This window comes from Algoriphagus namhaensis (assembly GCF_042649705.1).
GTDB classification, from domain to species: domain Bacteria; phylum Bacteroidota; class Bacteroidia; order Cytophagales; family Cyclobacteriaceae; genus Algoriphagus; species Algoriphagus namhaensis.
Window position 1 is genome coordinate 1818636 of the sequence record NZ_JBHRZS010000007.1, and the last position, 23677, is coordinate 1842312.

At 42.4% G+C, this 23677-nt stretch carries 16 protein-coding genes; 2 read left to right on the forward strand and 14 right to left on the reverse strand.

Annotated elements, in window-relative coordinates; genetic code table 11:
- Positions 1–249: 249 nt before the first annotated feature.
- From ACFOSV_RS16280 to ACFOSV_RS16320, 9 genes are all read right to left on the reverse strand, one after another.
- Positions 250–1233, reverse strand: coding sequence for an MlaD family protein (locus ACFOSV_RS16280; protein ID WP_377907105.1), 984 nt, complete (start codon positions 1231–1233; stop codon positions 250–252).
- A 1-nt stretch (position 1234) separates the two neighbouring features.
- Positions 1235–1957 carry an ABC transporter ATP-binding protein gene (locus ACFOSV_RS16285; protein ID WP_377907106.1) on the reverse strand — a complete coding sequence of 241 codons (723 nt, stop codon included), beginning with the start codon at positions 1955–1957 and terminating at the stop codon, positions 1235–1237.
- Between the two features lie 21 nt (positions 1958–1978).
- The gene (locus ACFOSV_RS16290; RefSeq protein WP_377907107.1) at positions 1979–2743 is read right to left on the reverse strand and encodes an MlaE family ABC transporter permease; all 765 of its coding nucleotides are present in this window, start codon (positions 2741–2743) and stop codon (positions 1979–1981) included.
- A gap of 244 nt (positions 2744–2987) precedes the next feature.
- A complete protein-coding gene (locus ACFOSV_RS16295) occupies positions 2988–5414 on the reverse strand; it encodes an FtsX-like permease family protein (RefSeq protein ID WP_377907108.1) in 2427 nt (808 codons plus the stop codon).
- Positions 5415–5606: 192 nt separating this feature from the next.
- Positions 5607–6299 (reverse strand): head GIN domain-containing protein, encoded by a 693-nt coding sequence (locus ACFOSV_RS16300; protein ID WP_377907109.1) that lies wholly within the window; start codon positions 6297–6299, stop codon positions 5607–5609.
- A gap of 213 nt (positions 6300–6512) precedes the next feature.
- Positions 6513–8930 (reverse strand): ABC transporter permease, encoded by a 2418-nt coding sequence (locus tag ACFOSV_RS16305; RefSeq protein WP_377907110.1) that lies wholly within the window; start codon positions 8928–8930, stop codon positions 6513–6515.
- Between the two features lie 181 nt (positions 8931–9111).
- Positions 9112–11520, reverse strand: a complete 2409-nt coding sequence (locus tag ACFOSV_RS16310) for an ABC transporter permease (RefSeq protein WP_377907111.1) — start codon at positions 11518–11520, stop codon at positions 9112–9114.
- 282 nt (positions 11521–11802) lie between these two features.
- On the reverse strand, positions 11803–12501 hold the full coding sequence (locus tag ACFOSV_RS16315) for an ABC transporter ATP-binding protein (RefSeq protein ID WP_377907112.1): 699 nt from the start codon (positions 12499–12501) through the stop codon (positions 11803–11805).
- Between the two features lie 32 nt (positions 12502–12533).
- Complete coding sequence (locus tag ACFOSV_RS16320; protein ID WP_377907113.1) at positions 12534–13781, reverse strand: efflux RND transporter periplasmic adaptor subunit; 1248 nt, start codon at positions 13779–13781, stop codon at positions 12534–12536.
- A 327-nt stretch (positions 13782–14108) separates the two neighbouring features.
- Here ACFOSV_RS16320 and ACFOSV_RS16325 point away from each other — a divergent pair, with 327 nt between their 5' ends.
- Both ACFOSV_RS16325 and ACFOSV_RS16330 read left to right on the forward strand, forming a co-directional pair.
- Complete coding sequence (locus ACFOSV_RS16325) at positions 14109–15497, forward strand: sigma-54-dependent transcriptional regulator (RefSeq protein WP_377907114.1); 1389 nt, start codon at positions 14109–14111, stop codon at positions 15495–15497.
- Positions 15487–16839 carry a sensor histidine kinase gene (locus ACFOSV_RS16330; protein WP_377907115.1) on the forward strand — a complete coding sequence of 451 codons (1353 nt, stop codon included), beginning with the start codon at positions 15487–15489 and terminating at the stop codon, positions 16837–16839. Before ACFOSV_RS16325 ends, ACFOSV_RS16330 begins: the two co-directional genes overlap by 11 nt.
- A gap of 30 nt (positions 16840–16869) precedes the next feature.
- Here the strand turns inward: ACFOSV_RS16330 and ACFOSV_RS16335 are convergent, their stop codons facing one another.
- The 5 genes from ACFOSV_RS16335 to ACFOSV_RS16355 are packed head-to-tail and all read right to left on the reverse strand — an operon-like array spanning position 16870 to position 23677.
- Positions 16870–18483 carry a hypothetical protein gene (locus ACFOSV_RS16335; RefSeq protein WP_377907116.1) on the reverse strand — a complete coding sequence of 538 codons (1614 nt, stop codon included), beginning with the start codon at positions 18481–18483 and terminating at the stop codon, positions 16870–16872.
- Positions 18483–20660: a hypothetical protein gene (locus ACFOSV_RS16340; RefSeq protein WP_377907117.1), complete on the reverse strand. Its 2178-nt coding sequence runs from the start codon at positions 20658–20660 to the stop codon at positions 18483–18485. The genes ACFOSV_RS16335 and ACFOSV_RS16340 overlap by 1 nt, the downstream gene beginning before the upstream one ends.
- On the reverse strand, positions 20657–21826 hold the full coding sequence (locus ACFOSV_RS16345) for a BatA domain-containing protein (RefSeq protein ID WP_377907118.1): 1170 nt from the start codon (positions 21824–21826) through the stop codon (positions 20657–20659). The genes ACFOSV_RS16340 and ACFOSV_RS16345 overlap by 4 nt, the downstream gene beginning before the upstream one ends.
- Positions 21823–22692 carry a DUF58 domain-containing protein gene (locus ACFOSV_RS16350; RefSeq protein ID WP_377907119.1) on the reverse strand — a complete coding sequence of 290 codons (870 nt, stop codon included), beginning with the start codon at positions 22690–22692 and terminating at the stop codon, positions 21823–21825. Before ACFOSV_RS16350 ends, ACFOSV_RS16345 begins: the two co-directional genes overlap by 4 nt.
- Positions 22679–23677, reverse strand: coding sequence for an AAA family ATPase (locus ACFOSV_RS16355; protein WP_377907120.1), 999 nt, complete (start codon positions 23675–23677; stop codon positions 22679–22681). The genes ACFOSV_RS16350 and ACFOSV_RS16355 overlap by 14 nt, the downstream gene beginning before the upstream one ends.

Sequence of the window (23677 nt, forward strand, 5' to 3'; positions counted from 1 at the left end):
CATTTCAAAATTCCATTAAAAAAACTCGCGGACATTTTTGTTCGCTTTCGGTCGAAAGCAAAAAATGAATTACTCAATCCTCCTTGATGGTACAAGGCCAGACTTGTCAGAACAAGGCAATATTCCTTCGAACAGTATTTTTAGCAGATGGATGAAAAATCCATACTTTATTAAAAGCCAATCATAGCCTATATTGAAACTACGTATTGAATCTCAGTCTTATCAAAAAATAGTCGACTGGATAATTATTTAATCATTTTCTTCGGCCTTCTTTTTTGCTTTTTCCTGCTTCTTGAAGTATCCTCTAAAAAGAAAATTCGCTCTCATCGCTTCCATATTTTCGTTTAACTTAAACGTACTGGATTCTAAGTTTAGAAGAGTTTGATTGACTTGCTCACGGAATGTGGAATCATTTAAAATCAAACCTGCTGTTCCTTGCCCATCTTGAATATTCTCAAGTAGTTGGTTCATGCTTCGCATCATTTCGGCTGCCTCACCGCTTGTTATTTGCAATTGAAGGAGAGTTTTTTCAAAATTTGAATTCATTACACTATCCGTAAATAAATTATTCACTATGCCTTCTCCCTTTTCAAAAGAAGCAATTATGTTTTTTCCAGACTCGGTAATTTCAGCGGCATTGCTACCAGCTTGCTTAAATTCTCGAATGGCAAGATTCAGATCCGCCACTAATCCAGGCTCGCTCAACAGGCTCCAAAGCGCATCACTCTCATTTAATTTATCCGTTATTTGAGAGAGGTTGATCAAAGATTTTTCTAAATAATTCCCAGTTGAATTAAGCGTTTCGAGCATTTGATCCGTATCAATCTGTGGTGCGGCATATAATATATCTCCGGAAACAAGTGTCGGGGATTCTTCCTCTACAAGATTGATATGGAGTATTTTATTTCCCATTAGTCCGTCTGTATTAATCGTCGTCTTTGAATTGTTTTTGATGAAGGACTGCATGGATTTATGAATCAATAGTTCCACATGAATAATGGAATCATTAAGCATTTCGATTTTACTAACTGTACCTACATCCATCCCTTTGAAGCGGACATTATTGCCAGGCAATAGGCCATTGACATTTTGCATTTCTGCAATTACCCGAATCGAGGAACCAAAAATGTTTTGGTTTTTACCGATAAGGTAGAGTGAGAAAACCAGAAAAATCATACTTGCGAGCACTAATGCCCCAAGCTTGGTGTTCGCTATTTTTCGTTCTTTTTTCATTTTATCTGAAGAATTCACTCACCTTAGGGTCAGTGCTTTTCATTAAATTTTCGTATGTATCCGTGACATAATTTCTCCCTTCTATCAAAGAAATTACCCGATTAGAAGTCATTCTAATGCAATTCATATCGTGGGAAATGATGATAGCAGCGGCTTTGTACTTTTCTTGAATTGAAATCATCAACTCACTGATTTCTCGAGCTGTAATCGGATCAAGACCAGTAGTTGGTTCGTCATACAAAATTACCTTAGGTTTCAAAATCAGTGTTCGTGCCAATGCAATTCGTTTTCTCATCCCTCCTGATAATTCTGATGGCATCATATTCACAGTATGAGCAAGTCCAACATCCTCCAATGCTTCCATTACCGCCTCCTCTGCCTCATTTTCACGCTGTTCCTCTGACCAATGTCGTCTCAACGGAAACTCCAGATTCTCTCTGATGGTCATCGAATCATAAAGTGCGTTACTCTGAAAAAGAAAGCCAACATCTTTTCTTAGAAAATCCATTTCATCCTGATCTAATAAGCTAATATCTTGACCTAAAACCGTGATTTTTCCAGAATCTACGTCCATCAGCTTAATGATGCACTTAATCAATACGGACTTTCCAGACCCCGATTTTCCAAGAATCACCAGATTCTCACCCTCGCCCAAAGCCAAAGTAAAGTCTTTGAGCACATGGTTTTCACCAAAGGATTTGTTGAGCTTTTCAACCTCTATCATAGTTTTACTTGGCTCCATACCTCAAGTTAGTCCTAGTAAATCCGTAACCTGAACCGCAATCAAATCCAATATAAAAACCAATAAAGAGGCGACAATTACCGCCGTGGTAGCTGATCGACCAACTCCTTCTGTACCTTTTTTAGAATTATATCCTTTATAACATCCAACTATTCCAATAGCAAACCCAAAGAAAAAAGTCTTAACCAACGCAGGAATGAAATCACCAAAACTGAGAGCATCAAATGCTTGAAACCAGTATAGAGACCAGCTCACACTTCCTTTAAGATTCACACCTAAATATCCTCCATACAGTGCAATTGCAATTGCCAAGGTTGAAAGTACAGGCACCATTAAAGTAGAGGCCATCACCCGTGTAACTACTAAATATTTGAAAGGATTAGTACCGGATACTTCCATAGCGTCAATTTGCTCCGTAACCCGCATGGATCCCAACTCGGCTCCTATACCTGACCCGATTTTTCCAGCACATATCAAAGCAGTAATTACAGGAGAAATTTCCCGAACAAGAGATACTGAAACCATGGAAGGAAGAAGGGACTCTGCCCCAAATTCCAGAAGTGTTGGGCGAGACTGAATGGTCAACACCAACCCCATAATAAATGCTGTGATACTAACTAGTGTAAAACTCTTATACCCTATCCAAAAACATTGATTAATGAATTCATCATATTCTTGTCGGGGCTTAGAAATTTCACGGAAGAACCTTCCGGTAAACCTAGCTATTTCGCCTACTTCGTTGAAAAATGGTTTGTCAAGAGCTTTCAATCGTATAGTCAATGAGAATCAACTATAAATTGAACATTAGATCAATAAAATTCGGAGAGCAAAGTCATTCAAACTATTGATATTAATCAGGTTTAATTCAAATGAATCCTTCCAGTTTTTAATTGAATAGCCTTAGAATGGAACAAAAAAATGTGATTCCATTATAAGAAGAAGGTTTACCAAGAATAGATATAATCTTTCACGTAAGCCGACAGCAAGCATTTTCAGCCTTCAGACTTTCTTCCTACTCGCTTTTAATACTTTTAACAGGATCAGCCCAGGCAGCTTTTAGCGATTGCGAAAAGACCGTCAATGCGGCAATCAGCCCGGCAATCATACCCGCTACCAAGAACGTGGTCCATGAGATACCTATGTGAAAGGCGAAGTCCTCCAGCCAAGAATTCATGCCGAAATAGGATATGGGAATAGCAATCAGAAACCCTATCGCTACCAACTTCAGAAAATCTTTACCTAGAAGTAATAAAATACTTGAAGTCTCCGCTCCCATCACTTTGCGAATACCGATTTCTCTAGTTCGCTGAGCTGTAGCAAATGTCACCAGACCCAACAATCCCAAAATTGAGATCAGTACGGCAAGCCCTGAAAAGAAGGTGAAAATAATCTTCACGCGTTCTTCTGCAGCGTATTGCTCATCAAATCCAGCATCTACAAAGCGTGGTTCGAATGGGAAATTCGGACGTAGGGTCGCCCACTCTTCTCTCAAATAAGCTAAAGTTTCTTCTCGCTGAGCGGCATCGATTTTAATACTCATAAGGTTATTTCCGTTTTGGCCTATTTCAAAAACAATAGGTACTATCGGCTGATGCAAACTTTCAAAATGAAAATCCTTCATCACCCCAGTAATAAATCCTCTTTTGCTTCCATAAAAGAAACGCTTGCCAATTGCCTCTTCTGGACTGGTCCAACCGATCTCACGAACCGCGCTTTCATTTAGAACAAAGGCCTCAGTAGAGTCACTAGCCCGAAGCACATCAAAATCGCGGCCTGCAGCCAATTGAATTCCATAAGTTTTAAGGAAATCATGACCTACATCGATATCGGCAATTCGTATTTCCAACTGGTTCATTTCTCCGTCGATTTCAGCGGAAGCTCCTTGATTATCCAGCAAGCGACCCGAAGGCGCTCGACTTGACACGGTCACAGCCTGAATCCCAGGATGACTCTCCAATCGATCCTTAACCATCAACAGGTTTCGTTCTATAGCCGGACTGGTAGGTAATAGGACGATATCTTCCTTTTCAAAACCCAGGTCCTTACTCTGCATAAAGTTGAGCTGATTGATCACGACCAATACCGCCACAATCAATACGACAGAAACAGCGAATTGACCCACTACCAAAACAGATCGGAAGCGCTCATGACTTTTCCCGGCTTTGAACACTCCCTTCAAAACTCTACCAGGCTGAAATCCAGATAAGAAAAGAGCTGGATAGCTACCGGATATCAATCCTACAAAGACAATCAAACCTAAAATACCTATCAAAAACTGCGGGTTTTCGATGAAATTGAGGCTCAGCTGCTTTTCTGTGAAGTCTGAAAAAGTAGGTAAAAAGAAATACACTAAGATCAGAGCCAAACCCATGGAAATCGTGGTCAGGATAAAGGATTCACCCATAAACTGACGCACCAAGTGACTCCGATCCGCTCCCATTACTTTGCGAAGCCCCACTTCCATCGATCTCAAGGATGATCGCGCGGTGGAGAGATTCATGAAATTCACACAGGCAATCAATAGAATGAAAAGAGCGACAGCCAGGTAGATATAGACATAAGCGATATCACCGTTTGCCTCGATTTCTGTGTCGAGATTAGAGTATAAATGGATATCTGTCAGGGGCCAAAGATAAAGTTTGGTGCCCTCCGACATGGGTGTGCCCGCCCGAGTTTCTCCCATGGCCTTGTCAATCAAGGTTGGCAGTTTATCTTCAAAGGCCAGACGATCCACTCCCTCATTCAATAAAAGGTAGGTTGAGAAATTATTACCTCCAAAATTACTCATCATAGCCTCAGGCCCTCCATAAAACATGACCACAGGCTGCATAGAGGCTAAGAATGTCGGATGAAAATGTGAATTGTCCGGAAAGTCTTCAAAGACTCCACCGACAAGTGAAGTAAACTCAGCCCCACCGAGTCCAAGTCTCAACTCCTGACCGACTGCTGGCTCATCGCCAAAATATTTTTTTGCCGTGCTTTGAGAAACTAGTACTCCATTGACTTGCTGCAAGGTTTTTTCCGCGTCTCCTTCAATTACATTGATAGAAAAGATGTCCAAAATCTCGGGATCCGCGAAGGTAAAATGATCTTCTATAAACTTGTTCTCCTCATGCATCACCAGAGGATCAGACTCGAGCATCCGACCCGCTGCCTGCACTTGGTCCGGATAATCGGCTTGGATCAAGGGTGCAAATGGAGGTGCAACATGACCTAAGTGTAAGCTAACCTCTCCATCTGGATTGAACCAAGCCCGAGAGACTCGTACGATTCGATCAGCATTGGCATGCCAGCGATCATAACTCAGCTCATGCTGGATAAAAAGAAAAATCAAAATACTGACTGCCATCCCTACAGCCAGTCCAAATACATTGATAAACACGTAAAGCGGGTTCTTCTTCGCGTTTCGCAGTATGATTTTGAAATAGTTTTTTAGCATTGGTTTGTCGGTTCTCAGTTGTCGGTTCTCAGTTGTCGGTTGGCTCGGCTTCGCCTGTTGTAGGTTGTCGGTTTGCAGTTGCACTAGTTGCAAAGCAACCGGCGCTATTTGGGGTACTGCAGCCAGCTGTTTTGGAACAGCGAAATGTAGATTCGTATTTCCTAAATCCGACTTCGTAAATCCCGAATCGCTTTACTTCTTAATTACCTTACTGGAGCCTGAGCTAGAGATTTGCTGATTTTTAGGATCTCCTTTGATGTAAACATTACCTGATCCTGATGACCCTACTGTTAGATTCTCAGTCACGCCTATGTATGTACTACCTGAGCCAGACTTGCCCACTTTTACAGATTCTACAGTCAATTCAAGTCCTTTAAAATCTCCGGAGCCAGACTGTCCAATATTTGCGCTTTTGGCACTACCTCCCTCAATGACCACAACTCCTGAGCCGCTCATTCCTACATTAAGCTTCCCAGTCTCAAGCCTTCTCATCTCGATATTTCCTGAACCTGAATTTCCGATACTGAAATTTCTAGACTCGATGTCGGACTCCACATAGATACTTCCCGAACCGCTTCCACCGATAGACTCTAGCTCTCGCACAGTGACAAACACTTCAATATTTACATTTCTGTAGTTCCCTCTTTCAAGTTTGATTTTCAATTTATCTCCATCCACTTCAGTGATAACCTTGTTCAAATCAAAGCCTTTTGACTCGAGACGAACTTCGTCTTTATTACCAATTTTTACATGCACATCCCAAGAGCCTCCTGATTCGATTTGGGTGAATGATCCCGGGGTTCTGATTTCTGTGTCTTGCGCTTGTGCTGTCATTCCTAAGAAGAATAGGAAAATGATAATTGCCGTTGTGATTTTCGTTTTCATAATGGTTTTGGTTTTAATATTTCTTAAGTATTCAGAGATAGTGCCAAAGGTCTAATTGGCCTCAACTGGCGAAAATGAACGTTTTGACAAAGTAGGCTGTCCGAAAGGATAGAATTTTGACCGTAAGCGGACAAATACCGACTTGCTATTGATATTCGGTCTCGGGAGACCTAGACCGAGGGGATTGGCTTTGAAATCGAGAGTTGGCTTATCTTACTCACTTTTTAGATGATCGACGGGATTAGAGGCGGCAGTCTTGAAGCTTTGATAACTCACCGTAAGCCATGCAATCAGAATTGAAAGCAAGCCTGCACCGACAATTAATAACCAACCTATGTTTGTTCGGAAGGCGAAATTTTGAAGCCAATAGGCGTCCATGATATAATAAGCCAGAGGACCCGCGATCAAAAAAGCAATCAAAACCAATACTGTGAAATCTTTGCTCAGCAAGACCACCAATTGCGACAAAGTCGCACCTAGGGCTTTTCGGATACTGATTTCCTTAGCGCGCTGTTCTGTGGTAAATGCTGCCAAACCAAATAATCCCAAACAGGCAATACTGATAGCCAATACCGTAAAGACCAGGATTATATTTCCCATATTCTTTTCAGAGCGATAGAGCGAATCAAAATTTGAGTCCACAAAAGAATACTCAAACGCAGCTCCATCTGCATATTTTGCCCAGAGTTCCTCAATCAAGTCTACGCGGTCAGAAATATCCCCCGGATTTAGTCGAATCGCCATTTCTTGATAATTATCCGGTGCTATCCCCATGATCAGTGGTTCTATTTTTAGCTTTAGATTATCGTAGTTAAAGTCTTTAATCACGCCAATTACCTCCATCTCTTCATTTTCTTCTCCATCAAAAAAACCGGAAATCTTTTGCGTACCATCCAACTCCGTCCAACCTATTTGCTTAAAGGCACTTTCGTTGATCACGAGGGCCGAACTGTCGGAGGGGAAGTCTTTGGAGAAAAATCGTCCCTTCACCATCTCATAGCCCATTGCTTCCAGATGGTCAAAGTCTACCCAATTCACGGTAAAAAGGTAATCCTGCTCAGTATCCACCGCTCGATAGACAGAGGACCAGTCAATATTTGGAGGCAAATTATTGGCAAAAGATGCGGCTCGAAAACCAGTATTGGCCAGAAGCTCTTGTTTGAACGCCTCTGCATTATTCCCCAATGATCGCGTATGTAGAAGGTTGATTACATTTTCTTTATCCAAGCCCAGATTCACTTCTTGCATGTAGGTAAGTTGCTTATACACCACTAGGCTACTGATGATCAAGCTAATGGAAACAAAAAACTGAAAGACAACCAAGCCATTTCTGAAGCCGGATCTTTTGGCTCCTTTTCTGACTTTCCCCTTCAAAACCTCTGAGGGTGAAAACGAGGTGAGATAGAAGGCAGGGTACGAACCAGCCAATAGCCCTACAAAAAACAAGAAGGCAAAAAATCCCAAAAGTAACCAAGGATCCAAAAATACGGTCCAGCTTAAACTTTTGCCCGAGAGGGCATTGAACGGCTGTAAAGCAACCAAAATAAGTACCAAGGCAACGATACCTGAAAGGAAACTATAAATCATTGACTCCGCTAAGAATTGACCGATTAAGGGAATTCTGCTTGCTCCGATTGTCTTCCTCACTCCGACCTCTTTGGCTCGATTGGCTGATTTGGCTGTGGCCAAATTCATAAAATTGATACAGGCGATCAGAATGATAAAAATTGAGATGGCTCCGAAAATGTATAAGTACTGAATATTACCCGGTGTGGTGGGTTCTTCGGCAAGCTCTGAGTACAAATGGATATCCTCTACAGGCATAAATCCATAGCCTACATGATTTCCCTGGGCTCTAAGTTCATCCATGGAAAAACCGAGATATTGTTCAATCTCAGGCCCAAAATACTTTTCGATAAATCCATCCAGGGAAGCTTGCACATTGCTCATATCCACCTCAGGATAGGTTCGGAAGTAGGTGTACAGATTATTGCTAGACCAATTCTCATTTTTCAAATACTCCCAACTGTCACCCGACACGATCATGTCATAGGTAAGATGGGAGTTGGAAGGCGGATTGCGGATGACTCCGGTAATTTCTGAGGCGGTTTTGCCGGAACCACGCATTAGCACCTTCCCTATTGGATTTTCATCTCCAAAGTATTTTCTGGCATTATTGGCTGTAATTACAATTTTATTCGGACCATCCAGTACTGTTGCCGGATCACCTTCGAGCAACTCAAAACCAAAAAAGTCGAAGAAATTACTTTCAGCAACCAAGACATCTCCTTCGGTAAAGGTGAGTTCTTCATATTGCATAGGAACAGATTGCCAGAGTCCTATCCGTATGCTACTTTCTACCTCTGGAACCTCTTCAGTAAGAGCTAGCCCAATCGGAGCTCCCGTCATCGCCATATTGAATTCGTTACCATTCAGCTTTCCAGTAAAATCCACGCGATACAGATGTTCACTTTGTGGATGAAACTTGTCATAGCTCAGTTCGTCTGCAACGAAAACAACGATCAATACACTGGCAGCCATACCTAGGCTAAGTCCAAGAATATTGATCGTTGAATGGATTTTATTATTGCGAAGATTTCGAAAAGCAATTTTGAGGTAGTTTCTAAGCATGGTGGCTGGGGTTGGTTTAGTCTTCTACTTGATTAGATGCAGATTTAAGAGAGTAGGTTGCAAGGGCTAGTCCAAAAAATAAAATGCCCTAAGCAGAAGGCTGAGGGCATTTCTTCAAATTCGATCTTTGAAATTCTGTACGATTGGACAAAAAATCGGACAGTATTGAGGTTAATTGGAATTACTCATCCCGCATAGCATCAATGGGGTTTGACCAAGCCGCTTTCAGGGCTTGCGTGCCGACGGTGAAAAAGGCAATAAGCAAGGTGACTATTCCTCCTAGCGCAAATGTCCAAACTGAAAGTCCTGCTTGATAGGGAAAGTCTGCCTGCCAAGTTTTCATAGCATACCATGCTAGTGGAAAAGCAATGACAACAGATACCAAAACCAAAAGGACAAAATCCTTGGTAATCAACTGAATGACTACCCTGCTACTCGCTCCCAAAACTTTGCGAATGCCAATTTCTTTGGTTCGCTGCTCAACAGCATAGGCTGCCAGTCCAAACAACCCTAAACAGGAAATCAAAATGGATAAAACCCCTGCAATGGTAAAAGTCTTACTGAGCTGCTGATCTTCAGCATACTGAGCGGCAAATTGATCATCCATAAAATAATACTCGAAAGGGTTACCGGGAAAACTTTCTTCAAAAGTAGCTTGTAGAGTCGCCAAATTGGACTCCAAATTAAAAGGGTCTACGATCAAAGAAAAATAAGCCTGACCTTCATTTGGTAGAAGAATCATTGGAAGTATTTCCTCTTTGAGCGATAGGTGATGATAATCTTCGACCACCCCAGCGATTTCATAAATATCCTCACCCCATTTGATATCTTGCCCCGCTGCTGCCTGCGGGCTATCAAAGCCTAAAGTTCTGGCTGCTGATTCATTTACCATGAGTTTTCTACTGCCATACCATCCTTGCATGGTTTCATTAGGACTAAAGCTTCGGCCCGCCTTAATTTCAATTTCATAGATCTCCAAGAATTTTTCATCTATGATCCCCATGGCATAGCTTTGATCCCGATCTTCCGGGCGAGAAACCATAGGTGTAATCCCGGCAGCAGAAAAGTTATAAGACCTACCTGGGAGGACATTGGAGGAGGCAAGTCCTTGTACGAAGGAATAGTTTGATAAGCGATCTTTAAATGAAACCAATTTTTCCTGACTATTCTCTCCAAGCTCATTGGGTCCGTAAATGACCAACAATTGGTCCAGGTTCATTCCTAGATCTCTATTCTGCATATAGGAAAGTTGATCCCGAATAATCAAGGTGGAAATGATGATACCAATGGAAATGACAAATTGAAAAACTACTAGGGATTTTTGTACGAGCTGACCACCAGTCGGCTTAAAGTCAACATGAGATTTTTTATCAAATTTGCTAGCGAGGACAATCACATAAAGTCCTGATAACAGCGAACAAAACCCTATCAGCGCGACCATCAAAAGCCAAAAAATCGGAAGATTCAGTGCTCCTAACCAAATAGATTTACCCAACACTGCAACTACAAGGGTCTCCAGCAAGTATACCCCCAAAAATGCCAGAGTAGTAGAAAGTACGAGCAATAAGAGCGTTTCGACCATAAACTGTTGCCCTACCTGCCAAGAATTAGCCCCAAGCACCTTACGCATTTTGATTTCCTTCAGGCGAGTAAGGATGCTAGCAGCGGAAAGGTTTAAGTAATTCACATAAGCGATAGCCAAGATCAGGATTGCCATGGCGGCGAAAACCAAAACTGTGGCACGACTGCCGAAGGTGGGAAGTGGGTCATCAATGGATCGACCCAAATGCCACTCATTTAAGGGTTGAAGATGAATGGTAAGATCATTTTGCCCTGGAAATCTCTTGAAGAAAGTAGTCATCTGATCTGCGAGACCAGCGGATGCCACCCCTGGATTGGTCAGCACGTATAGATTTGTAAATCCAGAGTCCATTCCATCGGGATCAGCCCAATTATTTCCATTTCTATTCGCCTCATTTTGAAGAAAATGGATGGACAGAAAAATGGTTGAATTCAGATCTGAACGGAGAGGTATTTCATCTAACACTCCGGTGATAGTAAATTCGTTTTTACCGAATTGATTACTCAACAAAAAGCTTTTCCCCAAGGCATCACTTTCACCAAAGAGTTTTTCCGCCATTTGACTCGAAATTACTGCGGTTTGAGGGGCTGAAAGGTCAGCGTTACCTCTTCTAATTGGGAAGGAAAAAGTTTGGAAAAAATCCCCCTCCACAAAACTGATTGCAGCTTCTTTGAATGCAATATTTAGCTCTGGAATGGAAACAAGTCCATTCCCTATGTATCCTGCTGCTCGGCTGACATGATCGAGGTCAGCAAATTGATCTTCAAGGATATTGGCAAAGCCAGGTGGTAGAAAAACCTCCGCTTCCCCATTTCCTTCAATCACTGCAACTCTATAAATTCTATCCTTCTTGTCATGAAAATCATTGAAAGTCCACTCGGTAGCTACATAGGCAAAAAGCACCAAAAAAGTAAGTAGACCTAGGGTTAATCCCAACAGGTTCACCGCTGTGAAAACTCTTCTTTTCACTAAACTTCGAAGGGCAATTTTCAGATAGTTAAATAGCATGATACATGGTTCAAATTGGTTATTTGCTCCTGAGTTTTCAGCTGTGCCACTGAAAAGGACTTTAAAAGCGCTAAAAGCCAAAAGAAGAGGCTTGCTTTATGAGGAAGAATCTTTAGCTCTCCTTGATCAAGCCTTCCACTTCATGAAGAGCATTGGAGCATTCAGAGCTACGATAAAAGCAGAATAAAGCTTTTTGATCAATTCGATGAGCGATGCCAAGAGGCTGAATGAATACTCACATTCAAACCTCCTTACTTTCTTAGCTCCCAACTTACTAACTTCTCAGACATGAAACTGCTCACGGATATTCTCCGTCACCACTTTACCATCGAATAAGTTGATGATTCTATGCGCATAGTTGGCATCGTGAGGAGAGTGAGTTACCATCACGATAGTGGTTCCTTCATTATTCAATTCTTCCAAAAGTCGCATCACTTCTTCACCGTTAGTGGAGTCCAAATTACCTGTAGGCTCATCCGCAAGGATTACCGAAGGCTTGGCTACAATCGCTCTGGCAATGGCCACCCGTTGCTGCTGACCACCTGAAAGCTGCTGAGGGAAGTGATTTCTTCTGTGCATGATGTTCATCCGGCCCAAAACCTCCTCCACTCTGGTTTTACGTTCGGCAGCAGGGATTTTAAGATAAAGCAGTGGAAGCTCCACATTTTCAAACACAGTCAATTCATCAATAAGATTAAAGCTCTGGAAGACGAAACCAATGTTTCCTTTTCTCAAAGAGGATCGCTGTCTCTCAGAAAATTTCGCCACTTCATTATCGATGAAATGATATTCTCCTTCATCTGGGTTATCCAAAAGTCCTAAGATATTCAGCAAGGTGGATTTACCACATCCAGATGGACCCATGATGGCAACAAATTCCCCTTTTTTAATTTCGATTTGAATTCCATCAAGGGCAGTTGTTTCTACCTCCTCAGTGGTATACAATTTCCTAAGGTTTACGGTTTTGATTACGTTTTCCATTGTTATTGTTGTTTATAGTAGTTTTTTTATTTCTAATTCAATTCCAATACTTCATTCTTCCCAAAATTCTCATAGCCGCTGACGATGACTTTTTCACCTTCGACTAAACCTTCCAGCACTTCGTAGAACTCTGGATTTTTACGTCCCAATCTGATATTTCGCTTTTCAGCATTTCCATCAGCTGTGATCACAAATACCCAATTACCCCCGGTATCTTTGAAAAATCCTCCTGTAGAAAGCAGCAGGCTCTCTTCACTTTGCCCTAATTCAAGGCGGATTCGAACGCTTTGACCTCGGCGGATTCCAGAAGGACTTTCACCCGTGAATTTCATATCCACTTCAAATCGTCCATTGGTGATAGTTGGGTAGATTTTATAAATCTCAAGCTCATGGGTCTCTCCGCTCAAAGTGAAATTACCCCGAAGTCCTGCTCCAATTCTAGGAAGATACAATTCGTCGATAGGAACACGAACCTTAAATTCATCTAATACATCGATCTGCCCATATCTTTGGCCTGGATTGATAGCTTGTCCAATTTCGATTTGTTCCATGGCCAACTGACCAGAGATCGGGGCTCGAATGATCAGATTATTTAATATTTGGCCTACGCCGTTCAAAGAAGCCTGCATTCTATTTTCAGACTGTCGTAGCTGAGCCAATTGATACGATCTGGCAATAGAATCACTTTTGTAGGAAGCATAAGTCAGTTCCTTGCGCTTCAAATTATATTCATATTGCTCTCTGACCTCCTCAAACTCACGGTCTGAAACCAATTTCTTTTCATGCAATTCCTTAAAACGCTTGTACTGCGGCTCAAGTAGTGAGATCTGATAATCGATCTCTGCCAGTTGACCTTGCTGACTCAAATCGTTCTGATCTAGGAAAAGCCTAGTTTGGCGTAGATTATTGATTTGCTCATACAGCATGGTCTCCCGAGACATAACATCCAGCTGAAGGTTTGAATTGGTTAGTGAAAGAATCGTATCGCCACGATTGACCAGTGCTCCAGATTCACGAACCACTTCTGCCACCATACCTCCCTCGACCGCGTCTAGGAAAAAAGTCTGGGCAGGCTCTATCTGGCCTGAAACCAAAATATAATCTGTAAACTCACCTGTTTTCACTGTAGCTATGCTCAAGCGATCCTTTTCCACATTCATAGTGGACCGATGATCTGCAAAGCCGATCTGGTAAATAATCCCAAAAACTACAACCACTCCACCTACGATGTAAGCGATTCGTTTCGGGCTCCAAAATTTCTTTTCAATTTTTCTATCCATATTCTTTGTCCCATTGTGGGGCTGCCCTTGTATGCCAAAGGGTGTGCCATGAAAAAAAAGGGCGTAAAATGGATTTGAGGTCGATTTAGATGAATTCTTCTTTTTGACTCGCGAACATTTTTGTTCGCTAGCGAACGAATTGAATAAAAATGAACTAGATTGAGATACGGTGGAGTCAAGTCTACAATCAGAAAAAAAGGGCTCAAATAATCCCAAATCGGGCTTTTCTCTGAAAAACCATATTCCACCTCGTTTCGGTATGCTTTTGGAACAAGGAAAGAAAGATTACTAAGCCAACATTTTCACTTATAAATGACAGACAGGTAGATGAACGAACAAAGAATTGGAAAAATCCTCATCATAGATGATAATGAGGACCTATTAAAAGCCGCCAAGATCTTTTTGAAAAGACATTTTGCTCAAGTGGATACGGAGACCAACCCGGATCTTATTCCCATCCTTACCCATAATGAGCAATATGATGTGATTTTACTCGACATGAACTTTACCAAGGATGTCAGCTCCGGACAGGAAGGGTTCTATTGGTTAGATCGAATTCTGGAGTTGGATCCCTCTGCAGTGGTCGTTTTAATCACCGCATATGGCGATGTGAATCTTGCAGTTAAAGCCATTAAAGAAGGCGCCACTGACTTTGTCTTGAAGCCATGGGAAAATGAACGCCTGCTAGCGACGCTTAATACAGCTCTTCAGCTTCGCAGAAAAAAGCTTGAGGTAGACCTTTTGAAAGATCAAAAGGAAACCTTGCAGCAGGATATGGATAACAAGTTCAAGGACATTATTGGACAAAGTGACTCAATGCAGAAGGTTTTTGAAACCATAGAGCGAGTAGCCACCACCGATGCGAACGTCTTGATTTTAGGTGAAAATGGAACAGGGAAGGAACTGATTGCTAGAGCAATTCATAGACATTCACGTCGAAATAAAGAGGCCTTTGTTGGTGTAGATCTCGGTTCTATCACCCAGACGCTGTTTGAAAGTGAGCTTTTTGGTCATAAAAAAGGTGCATTTACTGATGCAAAAGACGATCGTGCCGGTCGCTTCGAACAAGCCCACAAGGGCACTTTATTCTTGGACGAAATAGGAAACTTACCTCTCGCCTTACAGGCAAAGTTACTTGCGGCGCTTCAAAACCGACAAGTGACCCGAGTGGGTGCCAATCGCCCGGTGGAAGTAAATATCCGCCTAATTTCTGCGACCAATATGCCGATTCACAACATGATCTATGACAATACATTCCGTCAAGATCTTCTCTATCGGATCAATACCATAGAAATCCAACTTCCTCCACTCCGAGAGCGGGTTGAGGATATCCCATTGCTCGCGGATCATTTCATTAGCTTTTATTCTAAAAAGTATAACAAAGACATACGAAAAGCCTCAGAGCCACTAGTCAAACGCATGAGCAAGTATCACTGGCCTGGAAATATCCGTGAGCTTCAACATAGCATTGAGCGTGCGGTGATCATGTCTAATCATAGCGTGCTGCAGCCTGAAGATCTTTTTTTACAAAAAATGCAACAACCTGAGCGCCAAGAAGAGTCCGTTAACCTCGAGCATTTGAATATTGAGGATGTAGAGCGGATTTTGATTCGAAAGGCTCTTCAAAAGCACAACGGACACATCACAAGAGCGGCAGAAGAGCTGGGATTGACTCGGTCCTCACTGTATCGCAGACTCGAGAAATATGGTTTATAAGCGATTTTACGTCGGTGTAGTGCTGCGAGTGATCGGCTTGGCAATAACCATGTTTTTTGCTATTTGGCTTTTTTACAGTCAAAACCTCCTACTCGCACCCGGGATTTTGGCCTTTATTCTCATTTTGCAAGTGATCGAGATGGTATACTTTGTCAATTCCATCAATCAGAAGTTGGCTAGATTCCTGGATTCTATCCGCTTCAATGACTTTTCAAGTTCATTCACTTCAGATAGTAAAAAAGGAGATTCCTTCAAGGCTGTAAATATTGCTTTCAATGAAGTAATGGATGTTTTTAAGCAGACCCGAGCTGAAAAGGAAGAGCAAATGCTTTTTCTTCAGGTCATCATTCAGCACATCAACTCGGGCATTATTTCTTTCAATTCACAAGGACAAATCGGGGTAATCAACAACTCAGCAAAACACCTACTTCAAATCCCACAGTTTCGAGATATCAAGGATCTGGGAAAGCTTTCGACTGAATTACTCAAAGAAGTCATTGAAATGAAGCCGGGGCAGCGGATTTCCAAAAAAATAAACGCAAGCCTCCATTTGATCATCCAATCCACCTCACTAAAAATGGGCGGAGAAAGCTGGACTCTGCTCTCCATGCAAAACATCAATGCTGAGCTTCAATCGAACGAGCTCGAAGCCTGGCAAAACCTCACCAAAGTTTTGCGCCATGAAATCATGAATTCGATCACTCCGATTTCCAGTCTGGTCGAGAGCCTGCGAACCATTTTGGAGGAGGATACCTACCTTCAGCGGGAAGGTATGCTGATCAAACGTGATGGGTTTCAGGATATGCAAGAAGGCCTTGACACCATCGCAAATCGAAGTCGTGGCTTGGTAAGTTTCGTAAATGCCTATCGAGACTACACCAATATTCCCCTTCCTAAACTGGAGAGTATTCCTGTTCATTCACTTTTCGAAAATGTCCTACGTCTGATGAAGGAGGATTTGAAATCAAATGAAGTCAAAGTAGAGATGTCAATTGAACCCGCGGATACTAGCATCCGATGTGATGTCGATCAGATCACCATGATTTTGATCAATTTGATCAAAAACGCCTCAGAAAGTCTAGTGAATCAAGCTGATCGAACGATATGGCTTTCCGCACAAAATCAGGGTGATTTGGGTACGGTGATCCAAGTTGAAGACCACGGGCCTGGAATCGTTCCCGAGGCCTTGGAGCGAATTTTTGTCCCCTTCTACACCACCAAAAAGACAGGTTCAGGCATTGGTTTAGCCATTTCCAGACAAATCATGAATCTACACAAGGGAAGCCTTCAGGTGAAGTCCACGCCTAATGAACAAACGATTTTTACATTGCATTTTAGGTAGTTGGAAAAACCAGGGTAAAAATCGAATAAATTAAAACTCAAACTTCGGCTCAAGCCAAATCGCCGTTAAAATCAAACCAAAAATCAATCCCCAGACCCAAAATGGGATTGTTTTTTCTGTGGTGATATTTTCCGGATTTGTGCTTTCCCAAGCCTTCGAGCGCATAAACTCTGCTCGTTGTTGATTGGCATAAATGGAGGGAAATTCCGAAGGAGAGTAAAAATAGGCCTCAATCGTCTCGTTTACTTTTTGCCAACCAGATTCACTTTTAAAGCCTTCCCAACTTGTTGAATTTGGATTGATCAGGGACTGAGATCGACGAAGGCCACTGGATTTGAGCTCTGAAATGCTGGTAGAATCAGTCCCGTTGTATGCCAAAGTATAAAATTCATTTTGAAACAATGGCGCTTCCAGCTTCCAATTTTCGTCAGAATCAGGCCTTAATTCACCCAAAATGCTATCCCAAACAGCACTATAGGCTAAAGAGTCTCCAGCTTGAGCCAAGCTGAATGTTTCCGCCAACAAACTCACCCCCACTTTCGAATTCCCTAGCTTTTGCACGGCAAAGGATTTTTCAAAAAGTGTGCGCTGTGTATTTCGGCTCACCATCTCAAAGGGTAAAGCCTCCATTTTATTTTCTAAGAGCCGATTCTCAGTGGGCCCCATAGATGAAATTTGAAACCCAGTCCCAAAAGCCTTATTCAAAGCTTCGACTTGTTTCACCGGTTCGGAAAGATTCAATAAGAGTACAGACGCCCCACGATCCAATTGCTTTTGAATTTCCCTGTTTTGAATTTGACTGGGGTCAATGACAAAAACATCCACCGAGTCCGCTGGCAGATTTTCAGTGCGTAATCCAGTGTTTTTTGAAAGCTGAATATCCTCTTGAACCTTCTCCCCTTTCCCACTTAAATATCTACCCAAAGTCCGAATTTCAGGTCCGGGAAATCCCGTTTGGAGTTGAACCCGAATGGGTGGATTGGGCAATACAAAAAATCGAAGCACCCCTATGGAATCTTCATCGACCACAATTTTCCATTCATTTCTCCCCAAAATATTCGCGGACTTTTCAATCTGAAAATTCGTTTGATCAGCGTCTACCGTATACTCACCAATTTCATTTCCAGCTTGGAAAAGCTTCATACCGGAGCCTGATTTTAAATCGATTCCTAGTTGAATTTTCTGAACCTCTCCCTGAGTCAGCACACCTTTCCAATTCAAATAATTAGGCTCTTTTCCTTCTGGAATGACCCAATCCAAAGAATTGGCACGAAGTGAATAAAGAAATTCCTTAGAAAACTCCCTTCCCAAAAGAACCAGTGAATTCTCATTGGATTCAAAATTCTCTGCCCTAACGGCTTTTTCAATACTGAGACTGTCCTTCCAAAAGTCAACTTCACTTTTTCCAAGATCCTCGGAAAAAACCAAAAGCGGCTTTTGGCTCGGCTGAGAAAGCCAAACTGGGTTTAAAATAAATGCCAACAAAGCCATCGTCAAAAGCGCATGAAGCATGTGCTTAATCGCCTTGCGTTTTGAATAAAGATCAGACTTTTGAATAAGAGCAATCAGAATTCCAAAGCCTATGACGATGACGATTCCAAAGACCCAAGCAAAAATCGGAGAAACGATCGGTTGTAATGCCATCAATTGAATTTTGCCCAAAATGCTTTTTGCAACTCTTTCTTAGCTAAAAAGGAAGCGTCCAATTGCTGATTCGTTGCCAATAAGGGGTGGAGCTTTTGATACAGTTCAGATAGACCCTCATCGGTGATGATGCCTGTGCTCAACTCTTGCAGATGCAGCAAAACAGACCAATCCGAAAGCCCTGAATATTGCATTCGTTCGGTCCAAAGTTGCCCCAGTTGCTGAATTTTTCGGATTTCTTCATCGCTGAGTTCTGCTTTTGGGAGCAATCCCAAAACCTCCGCTACCAAAGGCGCGATCTCTTTTTCTCGAGCGATTTGCTCCTTTCGGATAACCGACTCTAGCTTTTCCAATTCTCCTGAGAGTCGCTTTTCTTCCTCTTTGATTGGAGGCGGGTCGTATCCCGTCCGCTTTACATAAACTCTGGATTTTTGCTGAACTGTCTTGAGGTATTCCAAAGCCTTTTGCTGAAAAGGAAGAGCTTTCTCTGGTTCAAAAAGACGCAAATAAAGCTCGGATGACCACATCTGCTCCAAGGCCATTTTCAGCATGTTTTTGGTCGAGGCCTCATAAAAAGTATTCATTTCCTCGTCCTCATGGTTGTGAATATAGGAGTCCAAAATTCCACTAAGCCCTCCATCATCATCATGCTCATGGGACTCGTGAGCCTCCTCTTGCTCGACTGCAGGGGTTTGCTTTGCCAGCCCTTCTCCCTCATCTTCATGGTCGTGATCATGTCGGAATCCGGCCAGCAAATCTTCTGGATCACCTTCCTCAGGTTGAGCTCCACCAGCAGAATTTTCAAACTCCTCCCCTAAATATTGCCCATAGCGAAGACGTAGAAGCTTTTGGTCGTAGCCGATTTCATTGCTTGTCACATTAAAGGCTCGCTCCGCAATTGATTTTTTGGAGGTAATGAGCTTTTCAGTATCTATAATAATCTGTCGCTGACTTCGAAAATAATCGGGCATCACATGGATTGCCATCCCCATCAATTGCTCCTCGTTCATGCCTGTACTGTCTACGAAGTTTAGGAAGTAGGTATCCGATCTGGACAAATTCGCTTCAGGCCGCTTATTATCTATCGCTGCCCAATAATAGTATAACTCATCTCCTGGCTTGAAATCTAAAGCCTCTAAATCAAGGTTGACAGCTAGTTGGGCTGATTTAAAATTCTTCTTCCCAATCGGAATTCGGGTCTCTCTAAATTTCACATTTTCCCCAGAACCTCTGGCCAAAGTAGCAACCAAATACACCTCCCTCACCAAAAAATCATCACTCAGTTCTGCCTCCACTTTTTTATTACTTCCGTCTTGATGAAAATGATAGGCGTACAATTCCTTTTCGGTTGGCACAATGATCGGTGCCAAATCTTCAATCGCTTCAATCTTAAAAAAGGCTGATTCATAGACTTTTACATCATCTCGATAGGCCTGAATTGCATATATCCCGGAAGCATTCAGCTGATCAGCGAGGTTGAATTGATCTACATTTCTTTCGAAAGCCAGAGAATCCCCCAAAGAATTGAAAAGAAAAACCTGAAGATCAAGCACCGAAAACTGAATTTCCCAAGAAAGTCTAGATCCTTTCAGAGCAGAAACCTGAAGGGAATTTTGAGTGCTTTCTGGTATACCTGAATAGGATGGTGGGGTGATTTTCAGGGAAATAGATTCCAAGACCACCGTCTCCTCCGACAATGAATCGGGAAGGAAAATCAAATTTTCACGCTCCCGGAGAAGCTCCGCATTTTCTTTTTCAGGGATCAAAAGCGACACACCAAATGAAATCAAGGGAATAAGCAGCAGTAAAAAGAAGGGAGCAACTTTGCGAAAATCCAATCCTGCTGGCTGAGCTGCCACTTGCTTCTCCACCCGGGCTAACTGCAATTGTTCGGCAACATTCAACTCAGTTTTACTAAGCAATTCCAAACTAAACTCGAGACCCTTCACATGCTGATGCAAATGTGAAATGGCAGCTTTTCTGTGATTAGCAAATCCGTTCAGAATATAGAGTGAAGCGAAAGCAAACAGAATTCCGAAGAAAAGAGCCCAGAACATGGAAATCCCGAAGCTTAAGATTAGGCCAAATAAACTTAATCCGATCAGCAGTGATTTGAGCAGAATCATACCCAATATTTGCTTTTCTATTCGGGCGATATGGTTTTGAAGTGAATTCAAATGCCTTGTTTCATTGCGAAAAAACGCTCTATGCCTATAGTCCCCAAAAACAATAGAAAGAGCCATTCATTTGGATTGGCCTGCCCTGCTTCACGGCCTGCCGGTTTCACTAAGAATCTTGATTCTAATTGGCTAATTTCCAAAGGACTTGACTTGGGGACAATCCCTTGGTGAGCCAGAAAATTTTCTATAATAAACTCCGGTAATTGCCCATTTCGGATTAATTCTGAATCAGTAAATGTCAATGAATCTGGCAAAATGATTTGATTGGAGCTTTCGGAATCGGTGATGACATTAGAGACAAAATAAAGCTTCTCCGACTCCATTTTTGGCAATCTTTCATTTGAAAAAACTAGGGAAGCAGAATCCATTTGATCAGTAAATTGGAAGCGAATACCATAAACTTCCGAAATGGATTCCAAGGCAGCCTGGATAAATTCCTTTTCTAACTCCGAATTTTGGACCCAAACCTGAATGTCTTCAGACAAATCGTATTCAGCCATGTCTCCACCCTCCGTCGCAACCGAATCTAGTACTCCGGTCTCATTGATTTTGAAGTTTTGAGTTGACTGGGTTTTAATCAAAATAGATTTAGAAACAGGTGCAACTTGGCTCAGCTGTATAGTCGGAGAAACAGGTAGGCTGAAATATCTAGACGTCAATTCGGAAGCAGAATTTGGCACATAAAAAACCAATGAGTCCAAACCCCTTGGCAATTTATCCAAGGTAGTTTGAAGCTGAGAATTCGTATTCCATTCACTTTCAAACAGGGATTCTAAAGTGGTGATATTGCTTAAGGGATTGCCCGCCAAAATCACAGACTCATCCCGCTCCAAAGCCTGCTGAATTTCAAATCGAAACTCCTCCCAAAGTGGCTGATCACCATAAATGACATGGGCTACTTTCTTTTCTTTTTGTCCCGAACCAGATAAAACGGTGAGTTGGGCCAAAAGAAATACCAGCAAAACAAGGAGTAAAATCCGGAGGATCAGGACAAGCCAATTTTCCAAATTGAAGCCTTTCGAAACTCGGCTTTCCACCGTGGAAAGAAAGTCCATGGCTGCCCAAGCCACCGTCTGACCTCTTTTTCCATTCCAGAGGTGAATCAGAATTGGGATGCTTATTGCCAGCAATCCCCAAAGCGCTATGGGATTCAAAAAACTCATCCTAATTGTCGATCAGAAAGAAATCTGCTGATCACTTCAGCAATGGGTTCAATCAATGTCACAGAATAAAAATGAACCTGAGGTAGTTGAAATGCCATTTCAAGCTCATTTAAGTAAGTTGATATCGCTTCATTATAAGTTTTTCGTACGGTTTCCCCATCCAGATTAAGACGTCGATTTCCCTCCAAATCTTCAAACTCGAAATTCCCTTTCAGGTCAAAAGATCTTTCCTGCTCACCCAAAATCTGAAATAAGACAATCTCTTTTTTGGGATGCCGCATCTCCTCCACGATTTGAATCCACTCGGATTCCTTTTGCAAAAAATCTGAAACGAAGATGATTAACTCCTTTTTTCTGGATTTCAATTCAGGAAATTCTTGGGGACCTATTGGCCAAGAACCTTCCGCTTGATCTTGTTCCAAGCAGTAAATTATCCGCTGAAATGCCTTCGGTGAGGGAGCTACTTTTTGGAGTACTTTGCCATTTTGCAAGGTAAAAAAGGACAATGCATCTCCTTGCTGATTTCCCAAGTAAGCCAAAGAGGCAATCAGATTTTTGGCGTAATCCAATCGCTTGATGCCCTTTTCGGTATAGTTCATTGAGCCCGATAAATCCAGCATAATCCGGACATTCAAGTGACTTTCCGTTTGGGATTCCTTGATCATATGCTTTCCCGAGCGGGAAAAATACTTCCAATCAATTCGTTTGGGATCGTCTCCCGGTTCGTAATACCGATACTGCTCAAACTCCAACCCCACTCCGGCTTTTTTGCCCAAATGCACCCCATGTTTCAATTGCTCGGAGATAATTTTAGCTCCAAGCCTCAGGTTATTGAGTCGGATGATTTCGAGATTACTTGCTTGCATGGATTTCCTGCGCTTCCAGGATTTTTGATATAATTAGATCCGGATGGATATTCTCAGCTTCAGCGCGGAAATGCAACGAAAGCCGATGTCGCAATACCGGATAAGCCAAAAGCATTATGTCTTCTGGGATCACGGAATAGCGGCCTTTGACCAAGGCACGGGCTTTCGCACAGAGGATTAGGGCCTGTCCAGCACGAGTGCCTGCTCCCCACTCCACGTAATTCTTTACAGCCTCCACTTTAGTCTCAGCAGGTCTTGTGGACCGAATGAGCGCGTTGATCTGAGACAGCAAAGAGGAATCAATATGAACTTCTCTCGTCAACTGTTGAAGTTTTTTAATCTCTAGGCCAGTAAAAATCTGATGAGTTTCTGCTTTGTAAGTCCCTGTAGTTCGCTCCAAAACTTCCAGCTCTTCCTTTTCTGAAGGATAGCCCAATTTGATATAAAGGAGAAAACGGTCCAATTGTGCCTCGGGAAGCGGGTAGGTACCAGCTTGCTCGATCGGGTTTTGGGTGGCTATAATCAAAAACGGATCGGGTAATGGGTGAAGCTGACCTCCATAGGTCACCACTTTTTCCTGCATGGCTTCGAGTAGTGCAGCTTGGGTTTTCGGTGGAGTACGGTTGATTTCATCAGCTAAGACCAAGTTGGCGAAGATGGGTCCTCGATTAAATTGAAAGAATTTCTTCCCCGTTTCATGATCCTCTTCGAGGATTTCCGTCCCTAAAATATCTCCCGGCATCAGGTCTGGAGTAAACTGAATTCGCTTAAAATTGAGCTCCATCGCATCAGAAATGGACTTGACCATCAGGGTTTTGGCCAAACCTGGAACCCCTTCGAGCAGGCAATGTCCGGCCGCTAAAAGAGTGATAATAATCTCCTCGATCACTTCTTCCTGACCCACAATGGTCTTGGCGATCTCACGCTTTAGGTTGGGGATTTTATCCACCAGGGCTTGATACCTTTCTAGTTCTTTTGCTTCCAA

What these genes read in the sequence shown, in the direction of transcription:
- ACFOSV_RS16330 (WP_377907115.1), top strand. Translation starts at nt 15,487, where the DNA reads ATGGTTTATAAGCGATTTTACGTCGGTGTAGTGCTGCGAGTGATCGGC.
- ACFOSV_RS16295 (WP_377907108.1), bottom strand. Translation starts at nt 5,414, where the DNA reads ATGCTAAAAAACTATTTCAAAATCATACTGCGAAACGCGAAGAAGAAC.
- ACFOSV_RS16310 (WP_377907111.1), bottom strand. Translation starts at nt 11,520, where the DNA reads ATGCTATTTAACTATCTGAAAATTGCCCTTCGAAGTTTAGTGAAAAGA.
- ACFOSV_RS16280 (WP_377907105.1), bottom strand. Translation starts at nt 1,233, where the DNA reads ATGAAAAAAGAACGAAAAATAGCGAACACCAAGCTTGGGGCATTAGTG.
- ACFOSV_RS16315 (WP_377907112.1), bottom strand. Translation starts at nt 12,501, where the DNA reads ATGGAAAACGTAATCAAAACCGTAAACCTTAGGAAATTGTATACCACT.
- ACFOSV_RS16305 (WP_377907110.1), bottom strand. Translation starts at nt 8,930, where the DNA reads ATGCTTAGAAACTACCTCAAAATTGCTTTTCGAAATCTTCGCAATAAT.
- ACFOSV_RS16300 (WP_377907109.1), bottom strand. Translation starts at nt 6,299, where the DNA reads ATGAAAACGAAAATCACAACGGCAATTATCATTTTCCTATTCTTCTTA.
- ACFOSV_RS16350 (WP_377907119.1), bottom strand. Translation starts at nt 22,692, where the DNA reads ATGCAAGCAAGTAATCTCGAAATCATCCGACTCAATAACCTGAGGCTT.
- ACFOSV_RS16325 (WP_377907114.1), top strand. Translation starts at nt 14,109, where the DNA reads ATGAACGAACAAAGAATTGGAAAAATCCTCATCATAGATGATAATGAG.
- ACFOSV_RS16345 (WP_377907118.1), bottom strand. Translation starts at nt 21,826, where the DNA reads ATGAGTTTTTTGAATCCCATAGCGCTTTGGGGATTGCTGGCAATAAGC.
- ACFOSV_RS16285 (WP_377907106.1), bottom strand. Translation starts at nt 1,957, where the DNA reads ATGATAGAGGTTGAAAAGCTCAACAAATCCTTTGGTGAAAACCATGTG.
- ACFOSV_RS16335 (WP_377907116.1), bottom strand. Translation starts at nt 18,483, where the DNA reads ATGGCATTACAACCGATCGTTTCTCCGATTTTTGCTTGGGTCTTTGGA.
- ACFOSV_RS16320 (WP_377907113.1), bottom strand. Translation starts at nt 13,781, where the DNA reads ATGGATAGAAAAATTGAAAAGAAATTTTGGAGCCCGAAACGAATCGCT.